The organism is Kitasatospora sp. NPDC059327 (assembly GCF_042752535.1).
Lineage (GTDB): Bacteria > Actinomycetota > Actinomycetes > Streptomycetales > Streptomycetaceae > Kitasatospora.
Map to the genome: position 1 here is coordinate 39,948 of NZ_JBHYYB010000057.1, position 19,841 is coordinate 59,788.

Annotated in this window: 19 protein-coding genes; 12 read left to right on the forward strand and 7 right to left on the reverse strand. The window is 74.9% G+C overall.

Features of this window, described 5'->3' with window-relative positions; translation table 11 throughout:
* Positions 1-88: 88 nt before the first annotated feature.
* Positions 89-1,300 (reverse strand): polysaccharide deacetylase family protein, encoded by a 1,212-nt coding sequence (locus ACFXHB_RS28875; protein ID WP_380577600.1) that lies wholly within the window; start codon positions 1,298-1,300, stop codon positions 89-91.
* 400 nt (positions 1,301-1,700) lie between these two features.
* Between ACFXHB_RS28875 and ACFXHB_RS28880 the strand changes: the two genes are divergently transcribed.
* The 6 genes from ACFXHB_RS28880 (at position 1,701) to ACFXHB_RS28905 (ending at position 6,240) form a co-directional block, all read left to right on the forward strand.
* Complete coding sequence (locus tag ACFXHB_RS28880) at positions 1,701-1,925, forward strand: hypothetical protein (RefSeq protein WP_380577601.1); 225 nt, start codon at positions 1,701-1,703, stop codon at positions 1,923-1,925.
* Positions 1,926-2,201: 276 nt separating this feature from the next.
* Positions 2,202-3,053 (forward strand): polysaccharide deacetylase family protein, encoded by an 852-nt coding sequence (locus ACFXHB_RS28885; RefSeq protein WP_380577602.1) that lies wholly within the window; start codon positions 2,202-2,204, stop codon positions 3,051-3,053.
* Positions 3,046-4,254 carry a glycosyltransferase gene (locus tag ACFXHB_RS28890; RefSeq protein ID WP_380577603.1) on the forward strand — a complete coding sequence of 403 codons (1,209 nt, stop codon included), beginning with the start codon at positions 3,046-3,048 and terminating at the stop codon, positions 4,252-4,254. The genes ACFXHB_RS28885 and ACFXHB_RS28890 overlap by 8 nt, the downstream gene beginning before the upstream one ends.
* 43 nt (positions 4,255-4,297) lie before the next feature.
* Complete coding sequence (locus ACFXHB_RS28895; protein ID WP_380577604.1) at positions 4,298-5,041, forward strand: sugar transferase; 744 nt, start codon at positions 4,298-4,300, stop codon at positions 5,039-5,041.
* 26 nt (positions 5,042-5,067) lie between these two features.
* Positions 5,068-5,697, forward strand: coding sequence for an acetyltransferase (locus ACFXHB_RS28900; protein ID WP_380577605.1), 630 nt, complete (start codon positions 5,068-5,070; stop codon positions 5,695-5,697).
* 54 nt (positions 5,698-5,751) lie between these two features.
* A complete protein-coding gene (locus ACFXHB_RS28905) occupies positions 5,752-6,240 on the forward strand; it encodes an NUDIX domain-containing protein (protein WP_380577606.1) in 489 nt (162 codons plus the stop codon).
* A gap of 151 nt (positions 6,241-6,391) precedes the next feature.
* Here ACFXHB_RS28905 and ACFXHB_RS28910 read toward each other — a convergent pair whose 3' ends face one another.
* Positions 6,392-7,321 (reverse strand): NAD-dependent epimerase/dehydratase family protein, encoded by a 930-nt coding sequence (locus tag ACFXHB_RS28910; protein ID WP_380577607.1) that lies wholly within the window; start codon positions 7,319-7,321, stop codon positions 6,392-6,394.
* A 124-nt stretch (positions 7,322-7,445) separates the two neighbouring features.
* Entirely contained in the window at positions 7,446-7,985 is a 540-nt protein-coding gene (locus ACFXHB_RS28915; RefSeq protein ID WP_380577608.1) for a PTS-dependent dihydroxyacetone kinase phosphotransferase subunit DhaM, read from the reverse strand.
* A 306-nt stretch (positions 7,986-8,291) separates the two neighbouring features.
* Here ACFXHB_RS28915 and ACFXHB_RS28920 point away from each other — a divergent pair, with 306 nt between their 5' ends.
* The 3 genes from ACFXHB_RS28920 to ACFXHB_RS28930 all read left to right on the forward strand — a co-directional run bounded on the left by ACFXHB_RS28920 (position 8,292) and on the right by ACFXHB_RS28930 (position 11,331).
* The gene (locus ACFXHB_RS28920; protein ID WP_380577618.1) at positions 8,292-8,525 is read left to right on the forward strand and encodes a DUF397 domain-containing protein; all 234 of its coding nucleotides are present in this window, start codon (positions 8,292-8,294) and stop codon (positions 8,523-8,525) included.
* A gap of 736 nt (positions 8,526-9,261) precedes the next feature.
* Positions 9,262-9,756 carry a hypothetical protein gene (locus tag ACFXHB_RS28925; protein ID WP_380577609.1) on the forward strand — a complete coding sequence of 165 codons (495 nt, stop codon included), beginning with the start codon at positions 9,262-9,264 and terminating at the stop codon, positions 9,754-9,756.
* A 327-nt stretch (positions 9,757-10,083) separates the two neighbouring features.
* A complete protein-coding gene (locus ACFXHB_RS28930) occupies positions 10,084-11,331 on the forward strand; it encodes an acyl-CoA dehydrogenase family protein (RefSeq protein ID WP_380577610.1) in 1,248 nt (415 codons plus the stop codon).
* Positions 11,332-11,425: 94 nt separating this feature from the next.
* Here the strand turns inward: ACFXHB_RS28930 and ACFXHB_RS28935 are convergent, their stop codons facing one another.
* Complete coding sequence (locus ACFXHB_RS28935) at positions 11,426-12,418, reverse strand: aminoglycoside phosphotransferase family protein (protein ID WP_380577619.1); 993 nt, start codon at positions 12,416-12,418, stop codon at positions 11,426-11,428.
* Between the two features lie 697 nt (positions 12,419-13,115).
* Between ACFXHB_RS28935 and ACFXHB_RS28940 the strand changes: the two genes are divergently transcribed.
* Complete coding sequence (locus ACFXHB_RS28940; RefSeq protein ID WP_380577611.1) at positions 13,116-14,597, forward strand: hypothetical protein; 1,482 nt, start codon at positions 13,116-13,118, stop codon at positions 14,595-14,597.
* A 139-nt stretch (positions 14,598-14,736) separates the two neighbouring features.
* Here the strand turns inward: ACFXHB_RS28940 and ACFXHB_RS28945 are convergent, their stop codons facing one another.
* Positions 14,737-15,189 (reverse strand): hypothetical protein, encoded by a 453-nt coding sequence (locus ACFXHB_RS28945; RefSeq protein WP_380577612.1) that lies wholly within the window; start codon positions 15,187-15,189, stop codon positions 14,737-14,739.
* 323 nt (positions 15,190-15,512) lie between these two features.
* Between ACFXHB_RS28945 and ACFXHB_RS28950 the strand changes: the two genes are divergently transcribed.
* Positions 15,513-17,021 (forward strand): HEAT repeat domain-containing protein, encoded by a 1,509-nt coding sequence (locus ACFXHB_RS28950; RefSeq protein WP_380577613.1) that lies wholly within the window; start codon positions 15,513-15,515, stop codon positions 17,019-17,021.
* Between the two features lie 183 nt (positions 17,022-17,204).
* Here the strand turns inward: ACFXHB_RS28950 and ACFXHB_RS28955 are convergent, their stop codons facing one another.
* Complete coding sequence (locus ACFXHB_RS28955) at positions 17,205-18,047, reverse strand: undecaprenyl-diphosphate phosphatase (protein WP_380577620.1); 843 nt, start codon at positions 18,045-18,047, stop codon at positions 17,205-17,207.
* Between the two features lie 283 nt (positions 18,048-18,330).
* Positions 18,331-19,026: a class I SAM-dependent methyltransferase gene (locus ACFXHB_RS28960; RefSeq protein ID WP_380577614.1), complete on the reverse strand. Its 696-nt coding sequence runs from the start codon at positions 19,024-19,026 to the stop codon at positions 18,331-18,333.
* Positions 19,027-19,185: 159 nt separating this feature from the next.
* On the opposite strand from ACFXHB_RS28960, the gene ACFXHB_RS28965 reads away from it, so the two are divergent.
* Positions 19,186-19,779: a DUF4396 domain-containing protein gene (locus tag ACFXHB_RS28965; protein WP_380577615.1), complete on the forward strand. Its 594-nt coding sequence runs from the start codon at positions 19,186-19,188 to the stop codon at positions 19,777-19,779.
* The last annotated feature ends 62 nt before the right edge of the window (positions 19,780-19,841 follow it).

Genomic DNA, 19,841 nt, shown 5'->3' on the forward strand with positions numbered 1-19,841 from the left:
GCGGGGGCGGGCGCGCCCCGCCCGGCCCCGGTGGGGGTGTCGGTCGCGCGCCCCCATCCCCCCCGCCCCGGGGCCCGGCTCCCGGTCGCTACGCCACGGCCTGGCCGCGCCAGCGCCGGTAGGCCGGTTCGAGCCCGGACAGGATGGTGTCGAAGCGGCGGGTGCTGGTGGTGGAGTCGACCTGGAGCCGGCTGATCTGGAGCGGGTGGTCGGGGAGGCGGGGGCCGAGGCGGTGGTCGGAGAGGAACCCCAGCCGGTACCCCAGCTCCTGCAGGACGGTTTCGGCGCGCGGGTCGTGACCCCCGTCCGGATAGGCGAACGCGATCGGCGGTTCACCCAGCCAGCGGGTGAGCGCGTCGTGCGCGCCGGTGATCTCGGTCCGGACCGTGACGTCGTCGCAGCGTCCGAGGCAGGGGTGCCCCTGGGTGTGGTTGCCGATGGCGACGCCGCCGTCGCGCAGGGCGATCAGGTCGGCCGGGGTGAGCTGGTCCTGCCGGGGCGGCCGCCGGTCCGCGCTGACCCGTAGCTCCTGGAGGCTGCGCCGCCGGTCCGGGTCGGGCATGGCCTTGAGCCGGCGCAGCAGCTCCGAGGGGTGCCCGCAGTCCAGCGAACGGGCGCGCCCGCCGTGCCGGGCCAGGAAGTCGGCCTCGTGCCACCAGAACGGCCGCTCCGTGCCGATCAGCTCGGAGATGACGAACGCGGTCGCCGGGATGCCCCGGTCGTTGAGGGCCGGCAGGGCGTGGGTGAGGACGCTGCGGTCGGCGTCGTCGAAGGTGACCAGCACGCTGCGGGCGGGCAGCGGCCGTCGCTCGGCGACGGCCTGCTGGACGGCCGCCAGCGAGACGGGCGTGGCGAGTCGTCGGAGCCGGTCGAGCTGGGCGCCGAAGGACCGCGGGTCGGTCACGCCGTGGTAGGCGAGCACGGCGAGCCGCTGCGCGGCCCGGGCCCGGAACAGTGGTTGGACGGGCGCGAAGCGCAACCAGTCGCCCCGCTCCTCGGGCCGGTCCGGCTCGGGCCGCGCGGCGTGTCGCCGGGTGGCCCGCCGGCCGCGGGGCAGCGGCTGGGGGACGGCGGTCACCGCACGGGCGGCCGCCGTCCGGCCGGACGCGGGTGGCGCTGCCATGGACTGCGCGGTCATCGGCTGCGCGGCCCCCGAGCGGCCGTTCGCCCGTTGCCGAGCGGCCGGCTGCCCGGCGGCCGCCTGCGGCAACGAACGCACGGGCGCGCTCGGCAGGGTGGTGATGACGGACCCGATCCGGGCCATGGAGGTCGACGACGTCGTGGACTTGGACTGCGGCACGGTTCCCCCTCGGTCGCCGGTGCGGCGTGGCGGTACCGCCGGAGGATGGAGCCCGGCCTCCGACTCCAGGGCACGGCGGCTCCGCCCCCTGGTGTTTTCCGGTCCTCGGTGGGGACTCCCAACCCGCACCGCGGACGGCTCCTGGATCGCTCAATGTAGTGGAGACGGATACGCCGCGTAGATGGTTGTACCGGACAGCCGAGGATTTTTGCCGGGCCCGGAACAGGCGCCCCCGCGCGTGCGCCGGAGCGCCGTCGGGACCGGCCCCGCGCCGAGCCGCGGTTGCGGAGAGTAGTCGGAGAATCGCCTCCTGCGGGCTGCCTCCGGCGCTGCTCCGGGGTACCTTGGCCTCATGGCAGATGCGGAACGTGATCATTTGCGCCCCCACGGTGCGACCCGGATGGCCCGCGTGTGGAGTGGCGGCGCGCTGGTCACCCACCAGATTCCGCTCGCCGTGGTCGGTCTGGCCTGTCTGGCGCTCGGCATCGTGGTCGCCGTGGCGGTTCCGGACAGTGACGGTCCCGCGTGGGCGATGGCGGTGGCCGGCTGCCTCGCGGCCGGAGTGCTGCTGCTCGGCCGGATCGCGTTCGCCCTGCTCCGGTACCGGCGCGGCGCCACGCTCTGAGGCCCGTCGGCGCGACCCGCCGAGGTCCGCCCGGCCGGGGAGGTGGCGGGCGGTGACCGGCCCGGTCCGCCGTCGGCCGTCGGCTGAACGGCCGATCGAGTCCAACCGGTCAGATCGGCCGGTTTCGGCCCATCTGCCAACTCCTTCTCGCTTCTTTCACAATTTCGGGCCATCAGCCCCACAGTTCCCCCTACTGTGATTTCCGTCCGGCACCCAACTGCGCCGGATGCGAGGCCACTTGACGGCGCCGGGGAGGGCGCCGCAGAGGGGGGAGCGATGAGCGGCACCGCCGTGCCCGGGGCGAGCGAGGCGGCCGGACCGGCCGAAGGCATCCGGACCAGGGTCAAGCGCGGGCTGGCCCGCCGGGTCGGGTCCCGGCCCGGAGCGGGTGCCACCGTCCTGATCTACCACCGGGTCGGCGGCGGCAGTCCGGACGAACTCGATGTCACCACAGCAGACTTCACCGCCCAGGTCGACCTGCTCGCCGCGCTGCCGCCGGGCCGGGTGGTCTCCCTCGACGAGGCCGCGGACCGGATCGCGGCCGGCCGCCGCACCCCGGGCACCGTGCTGACCTTCGACGACGGCTTCGCCGACGTGTACGACAACGCCTGGCCGCTGCTGCGGGAGCGGGCCCTTCCGTTCACCGTCTACCTCGCCAGCGGTCACGTCGGCGGCGAGATGCGCTGGGAGGGTTCGACCGCCAAGGCCGCGGGCGCCCCCGCGCTCAGCTGGGAGCAGCTGCGCGAGATGACCGCCTCCGGCCTGTGCACCGTCGCCAACCACACCCGCAGCCACGCCCGCCCGGAGCTGCTCACCACCGCCGAGCTGGACGCCTGCAACGACGACGTCGAACTGCACCTCGGCCACCGCCCCCGGCACTACGCCTACACCTGGGGCGTTCCGGTGCCCGCGATGGAGACGGCGCTGCGCGCCAGGTTCCGGACCGCCGCCACCGGCGAGGTCGGGCGCAACCTGCCCGGCGTCGACCCGGTCCGGCTGCGCCGGGTGCCCGTCCGCCGTACCGACCCGATCGACTTCTTCCGCGCCAAGCTCCACGGACGGCTGATCCCCGAGCGGGTCTACGCCCGGATCGTCGCCACCGCCAAGGCGGTGGGCGCCCGTGCCTGAGCCCGAGAACTCCGCGCCCGGTGCGCCCGCGCCCGTCCCGCGCCTGCGGGGCCCCGGCGGCCGGCGGCTGCGCGTCGCCCACCTCACCACCGTCGACATGAGTCTGCAGCTGCTGCTCGCCACCGAACTCAAGGTGGACCTGGAGGCCGGCTTCGAGACCTACGGCATCAGCGCGCCCGGCCCCTACGTCCCCGACCTGGAGGCGATCGGGGTCCGGCACGAGCCGCTGCACGCCCTGACCCGGGCCTGGCACCCACGCGCCGACGCCGCGGCCGCCCGCGAGCTGCTCGCCGTGCTGAACCGGCTGCGCCCCGACGTGCTGCACACCCACAACCCCAAGACCGGCGTCCTCGGTCGCGTGCTCGGCCGGCTGGCCCGCGTCCCGGTCGTCGTCAACACCTGCCACGGTCTCTGGGCGCAGGCGCACGACCCGCTCGCCAAGCGGGCGTTCGTGCTCGGCGCGGAGGCCTTCGCGGCCCGGTTCTCGCACGCCGAGCTGTACCAGAACGGCGAGGACCGCCGCACCCTGGCCCGGGCCGTCCCGGGCCGCCGCTCGCGCGTCGTGGGCAACGGCGTGGACCTCACCCGGTTCGCGACCGCGCCCGGTGACCGGGCCCGCGCCAGGGCCCGGCTCCGTGCCGAACTCGGTGTCGGCCCCGACGAACTGCTGGTCGGCGGCGTCGGCCGGAGGGTCGCCGAGAAGGGCATCGGCGAGTACGCCGAGGCGGCCCGTGCGCTGGCCGGCAAGGCCAGGTTCGTCTGGATCGGTCCGGACGACCCCGACAAGCCCGATGCCCACGGCCCCGAGTCCGGCGTCGAGTTCCCCGGCCCGCGCGGCGACATGCCCGCGGTCTACGCGGCCCTCGACGTCTTCGTCCTCCCCTCCTACCGGGAGGGGTTCTCCCGCTCCGCCATGGAGGCCGCCGCCGGCGGCCTGCCGATGGTGCTCAGCGACATCCGCGGCTGCCGGGAGATCGGCACCCACGACGAGCACCTGCTGCTCGCCCCGCCCGGCGACGCCCGGGCCCTCACCACCGCGCTGGACCGGCTTCTCACCGAGCCCGGCCTGCGCGAACGGCTCGGTGCCGCGGCCCGGCTCCGGGCCGCGGCCCACTTCGACCAGCGCGCCGTCGCCGGGGTCTCGCTGCAGACCTACGCGGCCGTCGCCCGCGCCAAGGCACTGCCCTGGACGGCCGACTGAGTCCACGAACTCCCACCACACCGCATCAGGGGGAAGGACCGTCATGAAGCGAGGGGGGGACCTCGCGGTCACCGTCCTGGCCGGGATCGTCGCGATTCCGCTGGGGCTGCTGATCGCCCTGCTGATCCGCTGCACGATGGGCGGACCGGTGCTCTTCCGCCAGACCAGGACCGGATGGCACGGAAAGGAGTTCGAGATCCTCAAGTTCCGCACCATGCGGGACAAACGCTTTCCCGAGGAGCCGGACGCGCCCCGGATCACCTGGCTCGGTGACCTGCTCCGCAAGACCAGCCTGGACGAACTGCCGCAGCTGTGGAACGTCGCCCGCGGCGAGATGGGCGTGATCGGGCCCCGGCCCACCCTGCCCGAACAGGTCGTCCACTACTCCCGCCGCCAGCGCGGCCGGCTCGACGTCCGCCCGGGGCTCACCGGCTGGGCCCAGGTCCGCGGCCGCAACTCGATCACCTGGCCCGAGCGGATCGAACTCGACCTGTGGTACGTCGAGCACCGCTCGCTCCCGGTGGACCTGCGCATCCTCGCGCTCACCGTCGGGGTGCTGCTGCGCCCCAGTGGCATCACCGCCGCCGGCGGGGTCAACCCCGGCTTTCCGGCGCCCACCGAGTCCGCCTCCACCGCTCACGATCCCGTGACCACCGACCCGGGGCCCGTCGTCCGCGGGCCCGCCGACCCCGTCGTCCGGCCGCTCACCACGATCAGCCTGCCCCGGCAGGCCACCGCGCCCCGTCTGGCGCCGCCCGTCCGCACCGCCGTCGAGGAGGCGTCCTGAACCCGGCAGCGGGCAGGATGGCCGCCATGGCCACCGAACACCGAGAACTCTGGATCGCCGGCGCGGGGGGCGTCGGCCGCGAGGCGCTGGACACCGCCCTCGCGGCCGGCGTCCCGGTCGCCGGCTTCCTGGACGACCGCGGGCACGGCGGGACCGTCCGCGGCCTGCCCGTCCGCCGGCCCGACGACATCCCGGCCGGCGCGCGCTACCTGGTCGGGATCGCCGACCCGGCCGTCCGGCAGCGGCTCGCGGCGCTGCTGGACGCCCGGGGCGCGGTGCCCGCCACCCTGGTCCACCCCCGCGCCCTGATCGCGCCCGACACCGAACTCGGCCCCGGCTGCCTGGTGATGGGCGGCGCGTACGTGTCCAGCAGCGTGCGCCTGGGCGCGCACAGCCAGGTCCACTACAACGCGACCGTCGGCCATGACAGCGTGTTCGGCGAGCGGGTGACGGTCTATCCGGGCGGCAACGTCTCCGGCGCGGTGCTGCTCGCCGACGGCGCCACCGTCGGCAGCAACGCCGTGGTGCTGCAGGGCCGCAGGATCGGCGCCGACGCCTTCGTGGGCGCGGCCGCCGTGGTGACCAGGGACGTCCCGGCCGGTGCGGTGGTGGTCGGTTCGCCGGCCAGGCCACTGGTCAGGACGCCGCCCCGGTAGGCGGCCGGCGGCGGGAGCCCCGGCGCCCGCGCCGCGCCGGATAGGGTGCGGACCATGGCTATCCCCGCGTTCCTCGCCGAACTCCGCGCCGTGGTCGGTACCCGCAAGCTCTGGCTCAGCGCCGCGGTCGCGGTCGTCATCGACGACGACGACCGGGTCCTGCTGGTCCGGCGGGCCGACGACGGCCGGTGGGCCCTGCCCGGCGGCATCCTCGACCCCGGTGAGCAGCCCGCCGACGGCGCGGCGCGCGAGTGCCTGGAGGAGACCGGTGTGGTGGTCGTCCCCGAGGTGCTCGCCGCGGCCGACGTCTCGCCCGAAGTCACCTACCCCAACGGTGACCTGACCCAGTACCTGGTGCTGGTCTTCCGGTGCCGCCCGGTGGGCGGCGAGGCCCGGGTCAACGACGACGAGTCGCTCGCGGTCGGCTGGTTCGCCCAGGACGCGCTGCCGCCGATGATCGAGGAGGAGCACCGGGCGCTGCGCCAGGCCCGGGAGTGCCCGGGCGGGGCGTTCTTCACCTGGGAGGGCAAGGAACGTCCGTGACCGGGCGGCCGGCCGAAATCCCGGTGCCGGAGCGGCCGGTGGCGTTGCGCCGCGGCCTCCGCCCGGAGCGTGCCGCGCACGCTCCGCAGCCCCGGCCGGGCCGGGTCGGCAACCTCCTTGCCCCGGCCGTCCGGGGCCGCTGCGGCCGGCCTCAGAGCGTGCGGAACCACGCCGCGGTGCGTTCCAGCCCCTCGCGCAGCGGCACCGGCCGGATGTCCGGGAACAGCCCGCGCAGCCGCGCGTTGTCGGCCTGGGAGTCCCGGACGTCGCCGGGCCGGGGCTCGGTGTGGTCCACCGCGACGGGGTGCCCCAGCACCGACTCCATGGTGGTGACCAGCTCCAGCAGCGAAGTCCGGGTGCCGAAGGCGAGATTGACCGGATCGGCGTGCACCACCCGGCGCAGCACCGCCTCGGTGATCACCTGGGTGACGGTGCCGACGTAGGTGAAGTCCCGGCTCTGGCCGCCGTCCCCGTGCACCGTCACCGGCCGCCCGGCCAGGGCGGCGTCCAGGAAGGCCGGCACCACGGCCGCGTAGGCGTGCCCGGCGGGCTGGAGCGGCCCGAAGACGTTGAAGAACCGCAGCGGCAGCACGCCCAGCCCGTAGCAGTGGTGGTAGGCGGCCAGGTAGGACTCGGTGGCCAGCTTGCTGACCGCGTACGGGCTCATCGGCGCGGTGCGCATGGTCTCGCGCTTGGGCAGCTCGCGGTTGGCCCCGTAGACCGAGGACGAGGAGGCGGCGGCCACGTACGGCCCGCCGGCCCGGCGGGCGGCCTCCAGGACCTCCAGGGTGCCGGTCGCGTTGGCGTGGTGGCTGGCCAGCGGGTCCGCGACCGAACGCGGGACGGACGGCAGCGCGGCCAGGTGCACCACGGCGTCGGCCCCGGCGAACGCCTCGTCCAGCAGGTCGCGGTCGAGGACGCTGCCCTCGAACAGCGCGGCGTCGACGCCGGCCAGGTTCGCCTTGCTGCCGGTGGACAGGTCGTCCACCACCCGGACCCGGGTCACCTCGGGGCGGGCCAGCAGGGCCCGGACCAGGTTGGCTCCGATGAATCCGGCTCCGCCGGTGACGACCACGCGCATGGCTGGGGCTCCCCCTCCGCGGCGCCCGGCCCGCTCGGCCCGGCCCTGTGCCGATGGTAGCCGGGCGGTCACCCGCGGTGGGGCGGAACGGCGAGAAGGTCCCGACCGCCCGGGCCCTCCCGGCTCAGTCCTTGTGCTGGCGGTACGCCTCCTCGGCCGCGTCCAGCACCGCCGCGAGGTCGCCGCCGGCCGTGGCGGTGGCGACCGCGGCCACCGCGCCCTCCACGAAGGGGGCGTCGGCGAACCGGACCGGGAACGGCAGCCCGTGCTCGTCCGCGTCGCCGAGCAGGGCCCGGACGGTGGACACCGCGCTGCCGAGGTCGGCGAGCACCACCACGCCGTGCCCCTGGTCGACCCGCCGGGTGGCGGCGGCCACCAGCACGGCGCTGATGCCCGGACCGGAGAGCGGGTCGCCGCCGGTCGCGGCGACCGGGGCGGGGGAGTCGGAGCCGGCCAGCGCGAGCGCCAGCGCCCGGACCGCGGCGGCCAACTCCTGGCTGTGCGAGACCAGGACGATCCCGACCCGGCCGTGCGTGGGCGGCCGCCCGGAGGCCGGCCGGGGCAGCGGGGTGCGCGCGGGCGGGGTGCGGGGCGCCGGGGGGTGGGCCGAGGGGGCCTCGGAGATGGGGATGACATCGGCGCTGGTGCCGTCCCGGCGGCTCATCGGCTGCTCCTGGGGGCGTCGGGGTGCGGGCCCTCCACACTCTGGCAGCTCGGCCGGTGCCCGGCGGGGCGGGACACGCTCTCCGCCCGGCGTCCGGCCCGGGTTCCGGAGGCGGCCCCGGCACCGGCCGGCGCCCCGGGAGGCCGGCCGGTCCGGGGTCGGCCCCGGTCGGGGGAGTCCTCGGCAACCCGCTGACCCGGCCGGCGGCGGTGACTAGGCTGGCCTCGCAAAGCCGTCGGGAGGAGACCAGCAGTGGCTGCCAATATCGGGACTGACGTGGAATCGGCCGTGGACGCGGGCGCGGGGGTGACCGCGGTGGCACCGGAGCTCGCGCCGAGCGGGAAGCCGAAGGTGGACTTCACCGGGGCCACCTGGCTGTGCAGCAGCCAGGGGATCGGGGACGTCCAGATCGCTTTCGTGGACGGCTACATCGGCATGCGGGACGGCCGCCAGGAGGACGGGCCGGTCCTGGTGTTCACGCCGGGCGAGTGGCGTGCCTTCGTCCTCGGCGCCCGGGACGGCGAGTTCGACCTCACCTGAGGCCCCCGTCGGATCGGCCGGAGTCCCGCCGGAACGGGGGCCCCGCCGGAACGGATGGGGAAGGAGTGCCGAAACGGGCCCTGTGAGGGGCCCGTTTACCTCTTTATGCGCTCCTTTGAGCGTACCCGGTCATAAATTCTGTTGACTGTTAGACAAGTGCAGCTCAGAGTATGAGCACAGGCAGACGCCGTGCCCACCGCCCCCACGCGGCCAGACACGGCGCCTGCTGTGCAGCCCGGCAGCGATGCCGGACCTGCCTCCCAGTCATCCCCTGCGCACCGGGGTGCGTTGGCCGGTCCCGGCCCACAAGGGGCCGGCAGTCGCCGGGAGGCTGACACCGGAGCCGAGAGCGACTCGACGTCGGTGCCGGGTGCTCGGGACCCGCACGCCCCCACGCGGCGGCGTCCCGAGCAGATCCGCGGGAGCGACGGGCCGGGGCCCCGCGGACCTTGCTTGTGTGACATGGAAATGTTGGCTTGTGTGCTGTGCTGTGTGCGACGACGAAGCTGGGTGCTCGGCGGTTCGGCACGACGATGTGCACAGTGAGGGAAACGCGTGTAGGGCCGCGTTGCGACATGCCGTCCCCCCGGAGGGTGAAACCCAGAACGGCTGTCGTGCTGAACCGAACGTAGCCCGGACGGTTGCTCAGAGTCAACATTGGTCTCTGAGCGTGGATCTCCGTCCAGGCCCCCACCCACCCCGCGAGAGTGGTGTGCCGGGCACGTACGATGTTCCCATGTCTTTTCTCCGCCGTCGCTCCGGACAGCCCGCCGGCCCGGACTTCGACGTGCTCGCGATGGACCCGGGTGACTGGCCCGGCGACTTCGGTGCGGCCATGATGACCGGCCCGGACGGTTCCTGCCAGGGGATTTTCCTCCGCTATGACCTGTTCGGAGGCAGAGGCCCGGCGATGTTCATCGGCAATCTCCCCGAGGGATCGCCGGCCCGCGACACCGGGGACGAGGTGCCCTTCGAGGTCCGCCAACTGCTCGCGGCGCTGGAGAACGAAGAACCGGTCGAGTTCGTCTCGGCCGAGGACTTCCCGGTGATGCTCGGCGATGACCTGCTGATCGTGAAGAAGGTCAAGGTCAGCGAGGGCCGGGTGTTCTGCTCCCAGTTCGGGCGCAGCGACGGTGTCCAGGTCACCATCGCCTCCTGGGACCGACCGATTTCGGACGACCTCTACCAGCTGCTCAAGCCGCTCCCGGCGGACATGTTCCAGCAGGGCTGACCGGAGCCCCGGCCGGGGCCGGTTCCGCGCCCCGGGCGCTGCTTGACGGTTTCGATCATCGCTTCGTACAGTCGCGAACATGTCGTGCCGTCTCCCGCTGCTGACCCGTCGCAGCTACCTGGACCTGCGGCGCACCGCCAGCGCGGCGTGTCGGTGCCGCTGAGGGGGATTCGTCCCCGAGGCGGCGGGTGGCCGGCCCAGTGGCCGGCGCCGATCCGGGGGCGGGCGTTCCGCTGACCTCCGGGGCCGCCAACCGGTACCGCGCGCCCGTCCGGCGTGCCGTCCGCACTTGCCGAGCCCACGCTGCCGCCCGGAGGCCCCAGCACCATGACCACCATCGCTGCCGATCAGTCGCCCGTCGCCGCGGCCCTGGCCGGCCTGCCCCGGGTCGTCGACCTGTTGGCGGCCCGCGCCGAGGAACACGACCGCGACGCCACCTTCCCCTACCAGGGCATCGAGGCGGTGCACGAGGCCGGTCTGCTCACCCTCACCGTCGCCCAACGGTACGGCGGCCCCGGCGGCACGTTGGCCGACACCGTCCAGGTGCTCGCCCAACTCGGCCGGGGAGACGCCTCGGTGGCCGTGGTCACCGCCTTCACCCTGCTGCAGCACGCCGAGCAGGCCCGGGTCGCGGGCTGGCCGGCGGCCGGCTACCGGCGGCTGCTCACCGAGTCCCGCCGGGGGCCGGCCCTGGTCAACACCCTGCGCGCGGAGCCCGGCGGCCAGGGCGGCGCGCTGCCGGCCACGGTGGCCGTACGGGACGGCGACGGCTGGCTGCTGAGTGGCCGAAAGACGTACTGCGCCGGTGCCGAGGCGCTGGCCTGGATGGCGGTCACCGCGCGGACCGACGAGCCGGTGCCGCGCGTCGGCACCTTCCTGGTCCGGGGGGAGAGCGAGGGCATCGAGGTCGACCCGACCTGGGACCAGCTCGGCCTGCGGGCCAGCGCCAGTCACGACGTGGTGCTGGACGCCGTCCGGGTGCCGAGCGAACTCGCGCTCGGCCTCACGGCTCCGAAGAACAGCGGCCGGTCCGGCGGGTCCGCGCGGGAGGGGGCCGCGGCGTCGGGGGCCTCCGCCGCCGGTACCCAGGAGGCCGGGGCGCCGGTGCCCGCCGCCGAACTCACCCGTGCCTGGCACGATCTGGCGCTGTCCGCGGTCGCCCTCGGGGTGGCCCGCTCGGCCGAGCAGTGGCTGGTCCGCTTCCTGAACCAGCGCACTCCCGCGAACCTGACCGAGCCGCTCGGCAGCCTGCCCCGCTACCGCTGCGCGCTCGGCGAGATCGAGGCCCAGCTGATCGGCGCCGAGGAGCTGGTCAACGGACTGGCCGCCCGGGTGGACCGGGCCGAGCCGGGCGCCGTCGCCCGGACCGGCCCCGCGCACCTGCTCGCCACCCGTGCGGCGACGGCGGCCGTCCAGCAGGCGGTCGCGCTCACCGGCAACCCCGGTCTGAGCCGCCGGCACCCGCTGGAGCGCTACCTGCGCGACGTCCTCAGCAGCCGGGTCCACTTCGCCACGGACGAGGCCGTCCTGGACGCCGCCGGCCGGGCCGCCCTGGAGCGCGGGCGACGCCTCTGACCGGCCGGGCCGGGGGCGCCCCCGGGCCGATCGGCCCGGGGGCGGCCGGTCGTGTCCGACCGCCCCCGGGACCGGGCCCGACCCGACGCTCCGCTCAGCGGGTGCCGACGGCGGCGCGGACGGCCCGGCGGGCCAGGGCCGCGTCGTCGTACAGCCGGCGGATCATGATTCGCTGCTCCTCGCCCGCACCGGGCACGTCGTACAGCCGGATCTCCCGCATCAGGACCAGCACCAGGTTCACCAGGAACGCGTCCCGGGCCAGGGTGCCGCCGCTCTGGGCGAGTTGGCTGATCTGCCGGCGGGCGGCGGTGTCCCCGGAGAGCACGCTCCAGAGCACGGCCAGGTCGTAGCCCGGCAGGTACCAGCCGGCCTGCTCCCAGTCGACCAGGACCGGCCCGGACGGCGCCAGCAGCATGTTGCTGAGCAGGGCGTCGCCGTGGCAGAGCTGGAGAGGGGTCTGGCCCAGACCGTGCAGCAGGCCGCGCAGATCGCCCGCGTCCCGGTCGGTGAGCTGGCCCACCGAGTGGTACCGGGCGATCTCCAGCTGGTAGTCCAGCCGTGGCTGGAACACGTCGGTCGGCGGCCGCCACAGGTTGAGCGTGCGGACGGCGGTGAGCAGGGCCCGCACCTCGCCCGGGGTCGGCGCGTTGACCGGGTGGCGCTCCCGGGCGGCGGGCCGGCCGGGAACGCGCTCCATGACGAGCACGCAGCGGTCGTGGTCGGCCGCGACCAGCCGGGGCAGCCGCACCGGCGGGCGGTGCCGGACGAAGGCCCGGTAGACCGCGACCTCGTGGTGGAAGTCGGCGACCAGCTGCTCGAAGTACTCACTCCGCACAGCCTGGGGGGCCAGGCACTTGGCGACCACCGGCGCCCGCCCGATGGTGCCCGCCACCAGGATGTGGCGGCTCCCCTCGCGCAGCACCTGGCGCGGGGTGAAGGCGGGGCATATCCGGGCGACACCCGCCAGCGCGGCCCGTACCGCCGGGGTCTGCAGCGCCGCCGGGTCGATCCGCTCGGGGGCACCGGGCTGGCCGGGCCGCATCGGCGGGCGCAGCATCCGGCCGTCGCCCGGCCGGACGGCCGGCATCCGGGCGCCCACCGGCACGCCGGCCTCGGGGCCGCGCAGTCCCAGCGCCGTCCGGGCGGCCTGGCCCCGCGCGTCCGTGGCCCGAGCGTCGGCGCCGCGCGGCACCGCGGGGCGGCTCGGCGGCGGAACCTGCTTCGGACCGGGGCGTCCGGCGGCGGCGCCCGGGGGGCGCAGCGCGGTGCGGCTCGCGGTCGGCGTGGGGGAGGTCGCTGAGGAGTACATGGGGTGAGGGTGGTCCCTTTCTGTCCGTCGGCGGGTGCGCCCCGCGGTGCGGGGAGGGCCGGTGCCGCGTGCTTCCTGGCGTGACGGCGGCCCTGTCTCGGTGCGGTGGGTGGAGCGCGGGCGCCGGGCACGGACGCGGGGGCCGGAGCCCCTCGCTACGGCGGTGCTCCGGCCGTCCGCACCCTGGGGAATGCGGACGACCGGACTGCCGTGGCCGTGCCCGGCGCCCCCGCGCCACCCGGCCGCGCCACCCCCTCGGGTGAGAACCGGGGACGCCCCGTGACACGGTCGGTGGAGTGCCCCCGACCAGTCCGGGGCGCCGCCCGACCCGAGGGGCGAGGTGGCGCACCTCTACATCACACCCGGATGGCACTGGTTGGTAATGTGGCGGACCCTGGCGAAGCCTGGCGAATGCTCGCCTGGCACATGACGGAGCCTCTAGCCTCGAACCAGCCGAGGAACCTGGGGGCTTCACTTGAGCAGGGGACCGAACACCCGACTCGCTGATCTGTTCGTCCTGACCGGTTGGTCGAAGGGCGAGCTCGCGAGGCTGGTCAACCGGCGCGGTGCCGCGATGGGACAGCAGCAGCTGTCCACCGACACCTCGCGGGTCCGGCGGTGGATCGAGCAGGGGGAGATCCCGCGCGATCCGGTGCCGAGGGTGCTGGCGTCCGTGTTCACGGAGCGGCTCGGCCGTGTCGTCACCACTGAAGACCTCGGTCTGGAACGACACCGGCCCACCAGGACCGGAGCGGCGCAGCCCGCAGCACCTCCTTGGGAGCCGGATCGAACGGCCGCGGTCCTCACCGAGTTCACGGGAATGGACCTCATGCTCAACCGACGTGGATTGGTGGGCGCGGGCGCCGCGCTCACGACCGGGGCGGTCATCGCCGACACTCTCAAGGGCTGGCTGGGCGGGGACGCCGTCGCGTACGCGGCGACGGCCCCCGGCCCCCGACAGGTCGTCACCCAGGGCGGCGTCCGCCCGGTGGTGGACGTGTACGACGCGGGCCCGGTCGGGCTCGACGAGGTGGAGGCGCTGGAGCGCTCCGTGCAGGTGTTCCGCGCCTGGGACGCGGCGCGCGGCGGCGGCCTCCAGCGCAAGGCGGTGGTCGGTCAACTCAACGAGGTGGGCGGCCTGCTGACGCACCGCCACGGCCGGGTCGTGGAGCAGCGGCTGTGGCTGGTCGCGGCCAACCTCGCGGTGCTGGCGGGCTGGATGTCGCACGACGTCGGCCTGGAGCCGACCGCGCAGAAGTACTTCATGATCGCCGCCGAGTCGGCCAAGGAGGCCGGCGACCGCCCCCGGGCCGGTGAGGCGATCTCCCGGGCCGCCCGGCAGATGGTGCACCTGGGCCGGGCCGACGAAGCGCTCGACCTGATGTCGGCGGCCAAGGCGAGCGGCGGGCGGGTGCTGCCCAGAACCCGGGCGATGCTGAACACGGTGGAGGCCTGGGCGCACGCCTCGATCGGGCACTCGCAGGACACCTGGCGGCTGCTCGGCGAGGCCGAGGACCTGTTCGCCGAGGACGTGTCCGAGCCGCCGCCGTCCTGGATGCAGGTCTTCGACGAGGCCGAGCTGCGCGGGATGCAGGCGCTGGTGCTGCGCACCCTCGCCGAGCACGACCCGGCGGCGGCCGCGCAGGCGCGCCGCCACGCCGAGCGGGTGATCGGCCTGCGGGAGGGGACCGGCCAGCTGCGCTCGGCGCTGTTCGACCGGATCACCCTCGCTTCGGTGCACTGGATCACCGGGGAGCCCGACGCGGCGGAGTTCCAGGCCAAGATGGTGATGAACCTGATCGGCCAGAACTCCTCGCACCGCACCTGGGACCGGCTGCGCGAGATGTACCGGCTGACCGCGAGCTACCGGGGTCTGCCGGCGGTGGACGAGTTGCGCGCGCAGCTCGGGTGGGAGCTGCGGCAGGCGGACACCAAGAACCGGCCGAAGCTCACCTGAGCCGGCCGGGCCCGTCCGGGGGCGGGTCGCTCCGCGGGCGGGACGGTTCGGGGTCGGAAGGTCCGGGGCCGAACGGGGCCGGGCGGGCCGCCGGGTCCCGGAAGATCCGGGTTCGGACGGCTTTCGGGCCGGGCGGGTTTCAGGCGGGGGCGACGGGGCGCAGCAGCATGCGAAGCGCCGTCACGGTGCCGTCGTTCCCGACGACGGGCTCCCCCGCGCACTCGACCGTGCCGCGAGCGCCGTCGGGGTGGCAGACCTGGAGCGTGCCGAAGGCGTGCCGGCCGTGCACCAGCGCGTCGGTCATCATCCGACGCAGTTGCGGCCGGTCCGCCTCGGCGAGCCGGTCGGGCAGTCGGTCGAGGCTGAGCGGGCCGTGCCCGGGGTCGCAGCCGAGGAGCCGGAACATCTCGGTGGACCACCGGACGTCGTCGGTGAGCAGGTCCCACTCGGCGGAGCCGACCACGGGGCCGGACGGCGCCTGCGCCGTGCCGTCCACTCTGCCGCCCGCCGATCCGTCGTCCGCCCCGGTGTCCGTCCGTCGGGCATCGCCGTGGCGGGCGGCCCGGCGGCCGGCGGGGGGAGACATGCTCATGACGAACCGATCGCGTCGAGGCCGGTGGAGGAGGTGACCGAGGGGCGTGTGTCGGGCGCTCGCGCGGTGGGAAACCGTCGAAGCGGTGAGAAGACTGTCGCACAGCGGAGTCACCCCTGTGGGGGATTTGGGCAGATCTCTGGCAAAATTCCTCCGGCATATGCCAGTGCGGCGGGAGGGTCCATCGCCCTGTGTGCGGGGAGGTGTCCGAGGCGGTAACCTTCGGTGATTCCGGCGCCCGGGCGCCCACCGCAGGACCGACCAGTGACCCCGGCGACGGAAATCCCGTTGCCACTACGACCGCCGCAACGGATGCTGACCTCATGTTCGAGCCAGTGATAGCACCCAGTGCCAGCCTCCTTGGCCTCCTCCAGCGAGGCCGCGGTGACGGGCAGCTCCATGCGCTGGCCGCCGACCGCACCGACGCCATCGCCGCGCTTGAGGAGTGCGTCACCAGGGATCCGAGAGCCGACTGGCAGGTCGAGAACCGCTCCCTCTACTACGCGCGCCTCTACATGGAACTGGAGGCGCCGCTCGACGGCATCGAGGACCACCTCCACGACCCGGAGGACCTCCTCGACGACGACGAGTACCGCACGGGTCTCGCCCTGTCCGTGCTGGGTCACCTCGCCGCGTACGGCCGGCGCGACGCGCTGCTGATGCTGCGCGAGTACGCCGCCACCGGTGCCAACTGGGCCTGGGCGCTGGACGAGCTCGCGCTGCGCGACGACGACCGCGGCCTGCTGCTGCTCGGTACCGCGGTGCTGGACCGGTTCCCGCCGGGCCCCGAGGGCGACGCCGAGCTGCGTGAGTTCATCCGCGGCGCGTACGAGCCGCGGCCCTGGCGGCTCTGGGCCGCCTACCACCCGCGGGTGGCCGCGGCGAGCGAGCAGTCCCCGTTCGACCTCTGGCAGCGCCAGCTGAACCGCGGCGGCGCCACCCCGGGCTGGTCCACCGCCGACGTGCTCGCCTGGGCCGACCAGGGCGACCTCGGCGGCGTCGGCGCCGCCGCCTTCACGGGCCGGCCCGACCGCCCGGAGCCCGCCCGTGATCCGGGCGATCCCGCCGGCCCCGACGCCGTCGACCGCCGGGCCGCCGCCGCGGCCCGCTGCCTGGCCGCCGTGGTGCGCCCCGAGGACCGGCCCGCCGTGCTGGAAGCCGCCCGCGACGGACTGCCCGGCGCCCGTCGGGCCGCCCTGCGCTACCTGGTCGACCAGCAGGACCCGGCCGCCGCCGGCCTGATCGAGGCCGCCGCCGCCGATGTCGACGACCGGACGGTGCGCGCCGCCCTGGAGCTGATCGGCCGGATGCGCGGCCCCGAGGCGCTGGCCCACGCCCGCCGCTGGGCCGACCCGGCGACCGGCGGCGCCGACAGCGCCCTCGGCGAAGCCGCCGTCCAACTGCTGGCCGACGCCGGCGAGCGCGGTGACGCGGCGCTGGTGGTGGCCGGGCTGCGCCGCTGGATCTCGGTCCGCGGGGTCGGCGGCCCCGGGCTCGGATCGCTGGTCGACGGTGCCGGGCGGCTGGCCGCCACCGAGGCCGTCCCCGTGCTGCGCCACGTCTACGGCGAGGCCGCCTCCTCGGAGCTGCGCGGCCGTGCGGCCCGCGCGCTCGCCGCGACCGACGTGGCCTTTCCCGAGGGCCCGGCCGTCGAGTGCCTCTGGGACTGCGAGGAGTCCACCCGGGAGCTCGCCGCGAGGCACGTCGCCACCACCGGTGACGCCCGCGTGCTGGAGCGCCTGCGCCGCCTCGCGGCCGACCCGGCCGAGGAGGCCGAGGTCCACGCCGCCGTGCGTGGCCGGCTGACCGCCGCCCGCGAGCGAAGCCGGTAGGTCCTGGACCGAGGCCGCGGCGAACCGGCCGGAACGAGGACGCGTACGCGTACGAGAAGGCGGGCCGGACACCTGATCAGGTGCCCGGCCCGCCTTCTCGTACGGGTGGAACCGCGTTCTACTTCACCGCGTCGACCCGCACCGGTCCCGGTGCCGCCCGGCTCCGTGCTGCCGGGCCGGCCGCTACTTGACCACGCCGGCGTCGGGCGCCAGGGTGCCGATGCTGACCAGGACGATGATCAGAATGCCGAGCGCCACCCGGTACACCACGAACGGCATGAAGCTGTTGTGGGAGATGTACTTCAGGAACCAGGCGATCGCCGCGTAGCCGACCACGAAGGCGATCAGGGTGGCCAGGATCGTCGGCCCCCAGGCCGGGGCCGGCCCCTCGCCGATCTTGAAGAGCTCCAGCAGGCCGGAGGCCAGCACGGCCGGGATCGCGAGCAGGAACGAGTACCGGGCGGCCGCCTCGCGGCTGTAACCGAGCAGCAGACCGGCGCTGATGGTGCCGCCGGAGCGCGAGACGCCGGGGATGAGCGCCAGCGACTGGGCCAGGCCGTAGACGGCGGCGTGCGGCAGGGTCAGATCGGTGATCGGCTTGGCGTGCCGGACGGCCCGGGTGCGGTCGGCCACCGCCAGCACCAGACCGAAGACGATCAGCGTGGTGCCGATGATCCGCAGATCGCGGAGATTGGTCTCGATGCTGTCCTGGAACAGCTTGCCGAGGATGCCGATCGGCAGGGTGCCGATGATCACGAACCAGCCCATCCGGGCATCCTGGTGCGAGCGCAGGGCCGGCCGGAACAGCGAGAGCGTCCAGGTCTTCACGATCGAGGCGATGTCGCGGCGGAAGTAGATCAGCACGGCGGACTCGGTGCCGAGCTGGGTCACGGCGGTGAACGCCGCGCCCGGGTCGTCCCAGCCCAGCAGGGCCGAGAAGACCCGCAGGTGGGCGCTGGAGGAGATCGGCAGGAACTCGGTGAGACCCTGGATCAGGCCGAGGACGGCTCCGTGGAACCAGTTGATCACCGGACACCCGCCCGGGGTATCCGTCGCTCGATGAGCATCAGCGGTCCTTGTTGGTCGGTGCGGGAGCATGCCGTCGGCATGCACGGGGCACATGCCGATGGCATGCGAACCGCCGGTCCCGCCCGCCGCTCGGGCCGCGCGGGGCCCGGCGCGCGCCTGATGGTACGCGGTGAAGGTGACAGCATCGCCTCCGGCCCCGCTCCCGGCCCCGCTCCCGGCCCCGTGCTCGTCCCCGCTCTCGTTCGCCCGGAGCGGGTCGGCCCCGGCAGGTCCGCTCCGCTCAGCCCGCGGTGGGCCGGGCCCGCACCCAGGTCCGGTCCGCGGTCAGGTAGGCGTCCACGGCCAGGCTGGCGTCGGCCAGGGCCTGTTCGAACTCGGCGGTGTCGAGCGGCCTGGACACGAAGGTCTGGGTCCAGCGCGCGTCCGGGAACTCGTACGCGACGTGCACGGAGTTCACCCCGCCGCCGATCGGGGTGACCGAGTCCACGCGGACCAGCCCGTCCCGGCCCAGCGGACGCTCGCGCGGCACGTCCGTCTGCCAGTCCTCGCCCTCGCGCTGGAGCAGCACCAGGCCGTCGTCCGCGACGTGCCGCCGGCAGGTGTCCAGCAGGCCCTGCCGGACGGCCGGGTCGCCCGCGTGCACCAGGAAGGAGGCGAGCAGGACGACGTCGAACCGCTCGGCGAGGTCCAGCCGCTCGATCGGACTGCGCACCGTCCGGGCGCCCCGCACCCGGGCCAGCATCTCGGCGGACTCGTCCACGGCCGTCACGGTGAAGCCGAGGTCGAGCAGGGGGTGCGTCATCCGGCCCACGCCGCAGCCCAGTTCGAGGATGCGGGCGCCGGCCGGCACCGCTCGCCCGATCACCTCCGGCTCGCCGTTCGCCGGCAGTCGCCCGTAGAGCTCGACCGGGCTGCCGTCCGGGGTGATCGCACCCGGTCCCGTTCCGTCGTACCCGTTGCGTCGTTCATCGGTCATGCGTCCATCGGAGCACGGTGGCCGGGGGCGGGGAAGGGGGCGGTGCTCGTACCGGAGGTCGGGAGCGGGCGCCGGGACCCCGTTGCCAGATACCCCCAGGGGGTATATGTTCTGTGGCGAGGAACCGAGGGCACGGCGCCGGAGCAAGTGGAGGACGACATGGCACATCCCGCAGAACACGAGCATCAGCACGTCGGCCACGGCCACGATCACGGACAGGGTCACGCCCACGTCCATGGCGGGCACGACCACGGCGGGCACATCGAACGGCACGGCGGCGGTCACGGCGGTCACGTGGCCGGTCACGGTGGCGGGGCGAGCTGGCGGACGGCCGCGCAGGCGACCCTGCACTGCCTCACCGGGTGCGCCATCGGCGAGATCCTGGGCATGATCCTCGGCACCGCTTTCGGCCTGCACAACGGTGCGACCGTGGTGCTCTCGGTGCTGCTGGCCTTCCTCTTCGGTTACGCCCTGACCATGCGCGGGGTCCTCAAGGCCGGTCTGGACGTCGGTGCCGCGGTGAAGGTCGCGCTGGCGGCGGACACCGTGTCGATCCTGGTCATGGAGCTCATCGACAACACCGTGATGGTCACCGTCCCGGGGGCGATGGACGCCGGTCTCGGTGACGCGCTGTTCTGGGTGGCTCTGGCGGGTTCGCTCGTTCTCGCGTTCGCCCTGACCGTGCCGGTCAACAAGTGGATGATCGGCCGCGGTCGCGGCCACGCGGTCGTCCACGCCCACCACCAGCACTGAGCGGCGGCCCGCCCCCGGCCGGCAGAGCCGTGGCCCGCACCGACCCGATGGAGGGTCGGTGC

What these genes read in the sequence shown, in the direction of transcription:
- ACFXHB_RS28945 (WP_380577612.1), bottom strand. Translation starts at nt 15,189, where the DNA reads ATGAGCATGTCTCCCCCCGCCGGCCGCCGGGCCGCCCGCCACGGCGAT.
- ACFXHB_RS28895 (WP_380577604.1), top strand. Translation starts at nt 4,298, where the DNA reads ATGAAGCGAGGGGGGGACCTCGCGGTCACCGTCCTGGCCGGGATCGTC.
- ACFXHB_RS28900 (WP_380577605.1), top strand. Translation starts at nt 5,068, where the DNA reads ATGGCCACCGAACACCGAGAACTCTGGATCGCCGGCGCGGGGGGCGTC.
- ACFXHB_RS28930 (WP_380577610.1), top strand. Translation starts at nt 10,084, where the DNA reads ATGACCACCATCGCTGCCGATCAGTCGCCCGTCGCCGCGGCCCTGGCC.
- ACFXHB_RS28915 (WP_380577608.1), bottom strand. Translation starts at nt 7,985, where the DNA reads ATGAGCCGCCGGGACGGCACCAGCGCCGATGTCATCCCCATCTCCGAG.
- ACFXHB_RS28880 (WP_380577601.1), top strand. Translation starts at nt 1,701, where the DNA reads ATGGCCCGCGTGTGGAGTGGCGGCGCGCTGGTCACCCACCAGATTCCG.
- ACFXHB_RS28885 (WP_380577602.1), top strand. Translation starts at nt 2,202, where the DNA reads ATGAGCGGCACCGCCGTGCCCGGGGCGAGCGAGGCGGCCGGACCGGCC.
- ACFXHB_RS28925 (WP_380577609.1), top strand. Translation starts at nt 9,262, where the DNA reads ATGTCTTTTCTCCGCCGTCGCTCCGGACAGCCCGCCGGCCCGGACTTC.
- ACFXHB_RS28935 (WP_380577619.1), bottom strand. Translation starts at nt 12,418, where the DNA reads ATGCCGGCCGTCCGGCCGGGCGACGGCCGGATGCTGCGCCCGCCGATG.
- ACFXHB_RS28960 (WP_380577614.1), bottom strand. Translation starts at nt 19,026, where the DNA reads ATGACCGATGAACGACGCAACGGGTACGACGGAACGGGACCGGGTGCG.
- ACFXHB_RS28905 (WP_380577606.1), top strand. Translation starts at nt 5,752, where the DNA reads ATGGCTATCCCCGCGTTCCTCGCCGAACTCCGCGCCGTGGTCGGTACC.
- ACFXHB_RS28910 (WP_380577607.1), bottom strand. Translation starts at nt 7,321, where the DNA reads ATGCGCGTGGTCGTCACCGGCGGAGCCGGATTCATCGGAGCCAACCTG.
- ACFXHB_RS28965 (WP_380577615.1), top strand. Translation starts at nt 19,186, where the DNA reads ATGGCACATCCCGCAGAACACGAGCATCAGCACGTCGGCCACGGCCAC.
- ACFXHB_RS28950 (WP_380577613.1), top strand. Translation starts at nt 15,513, where the DNA reads ATGTTCGAGCCAGTGATAGCACCCAGTGCCAGCCTCCTTGGCCTCCTC.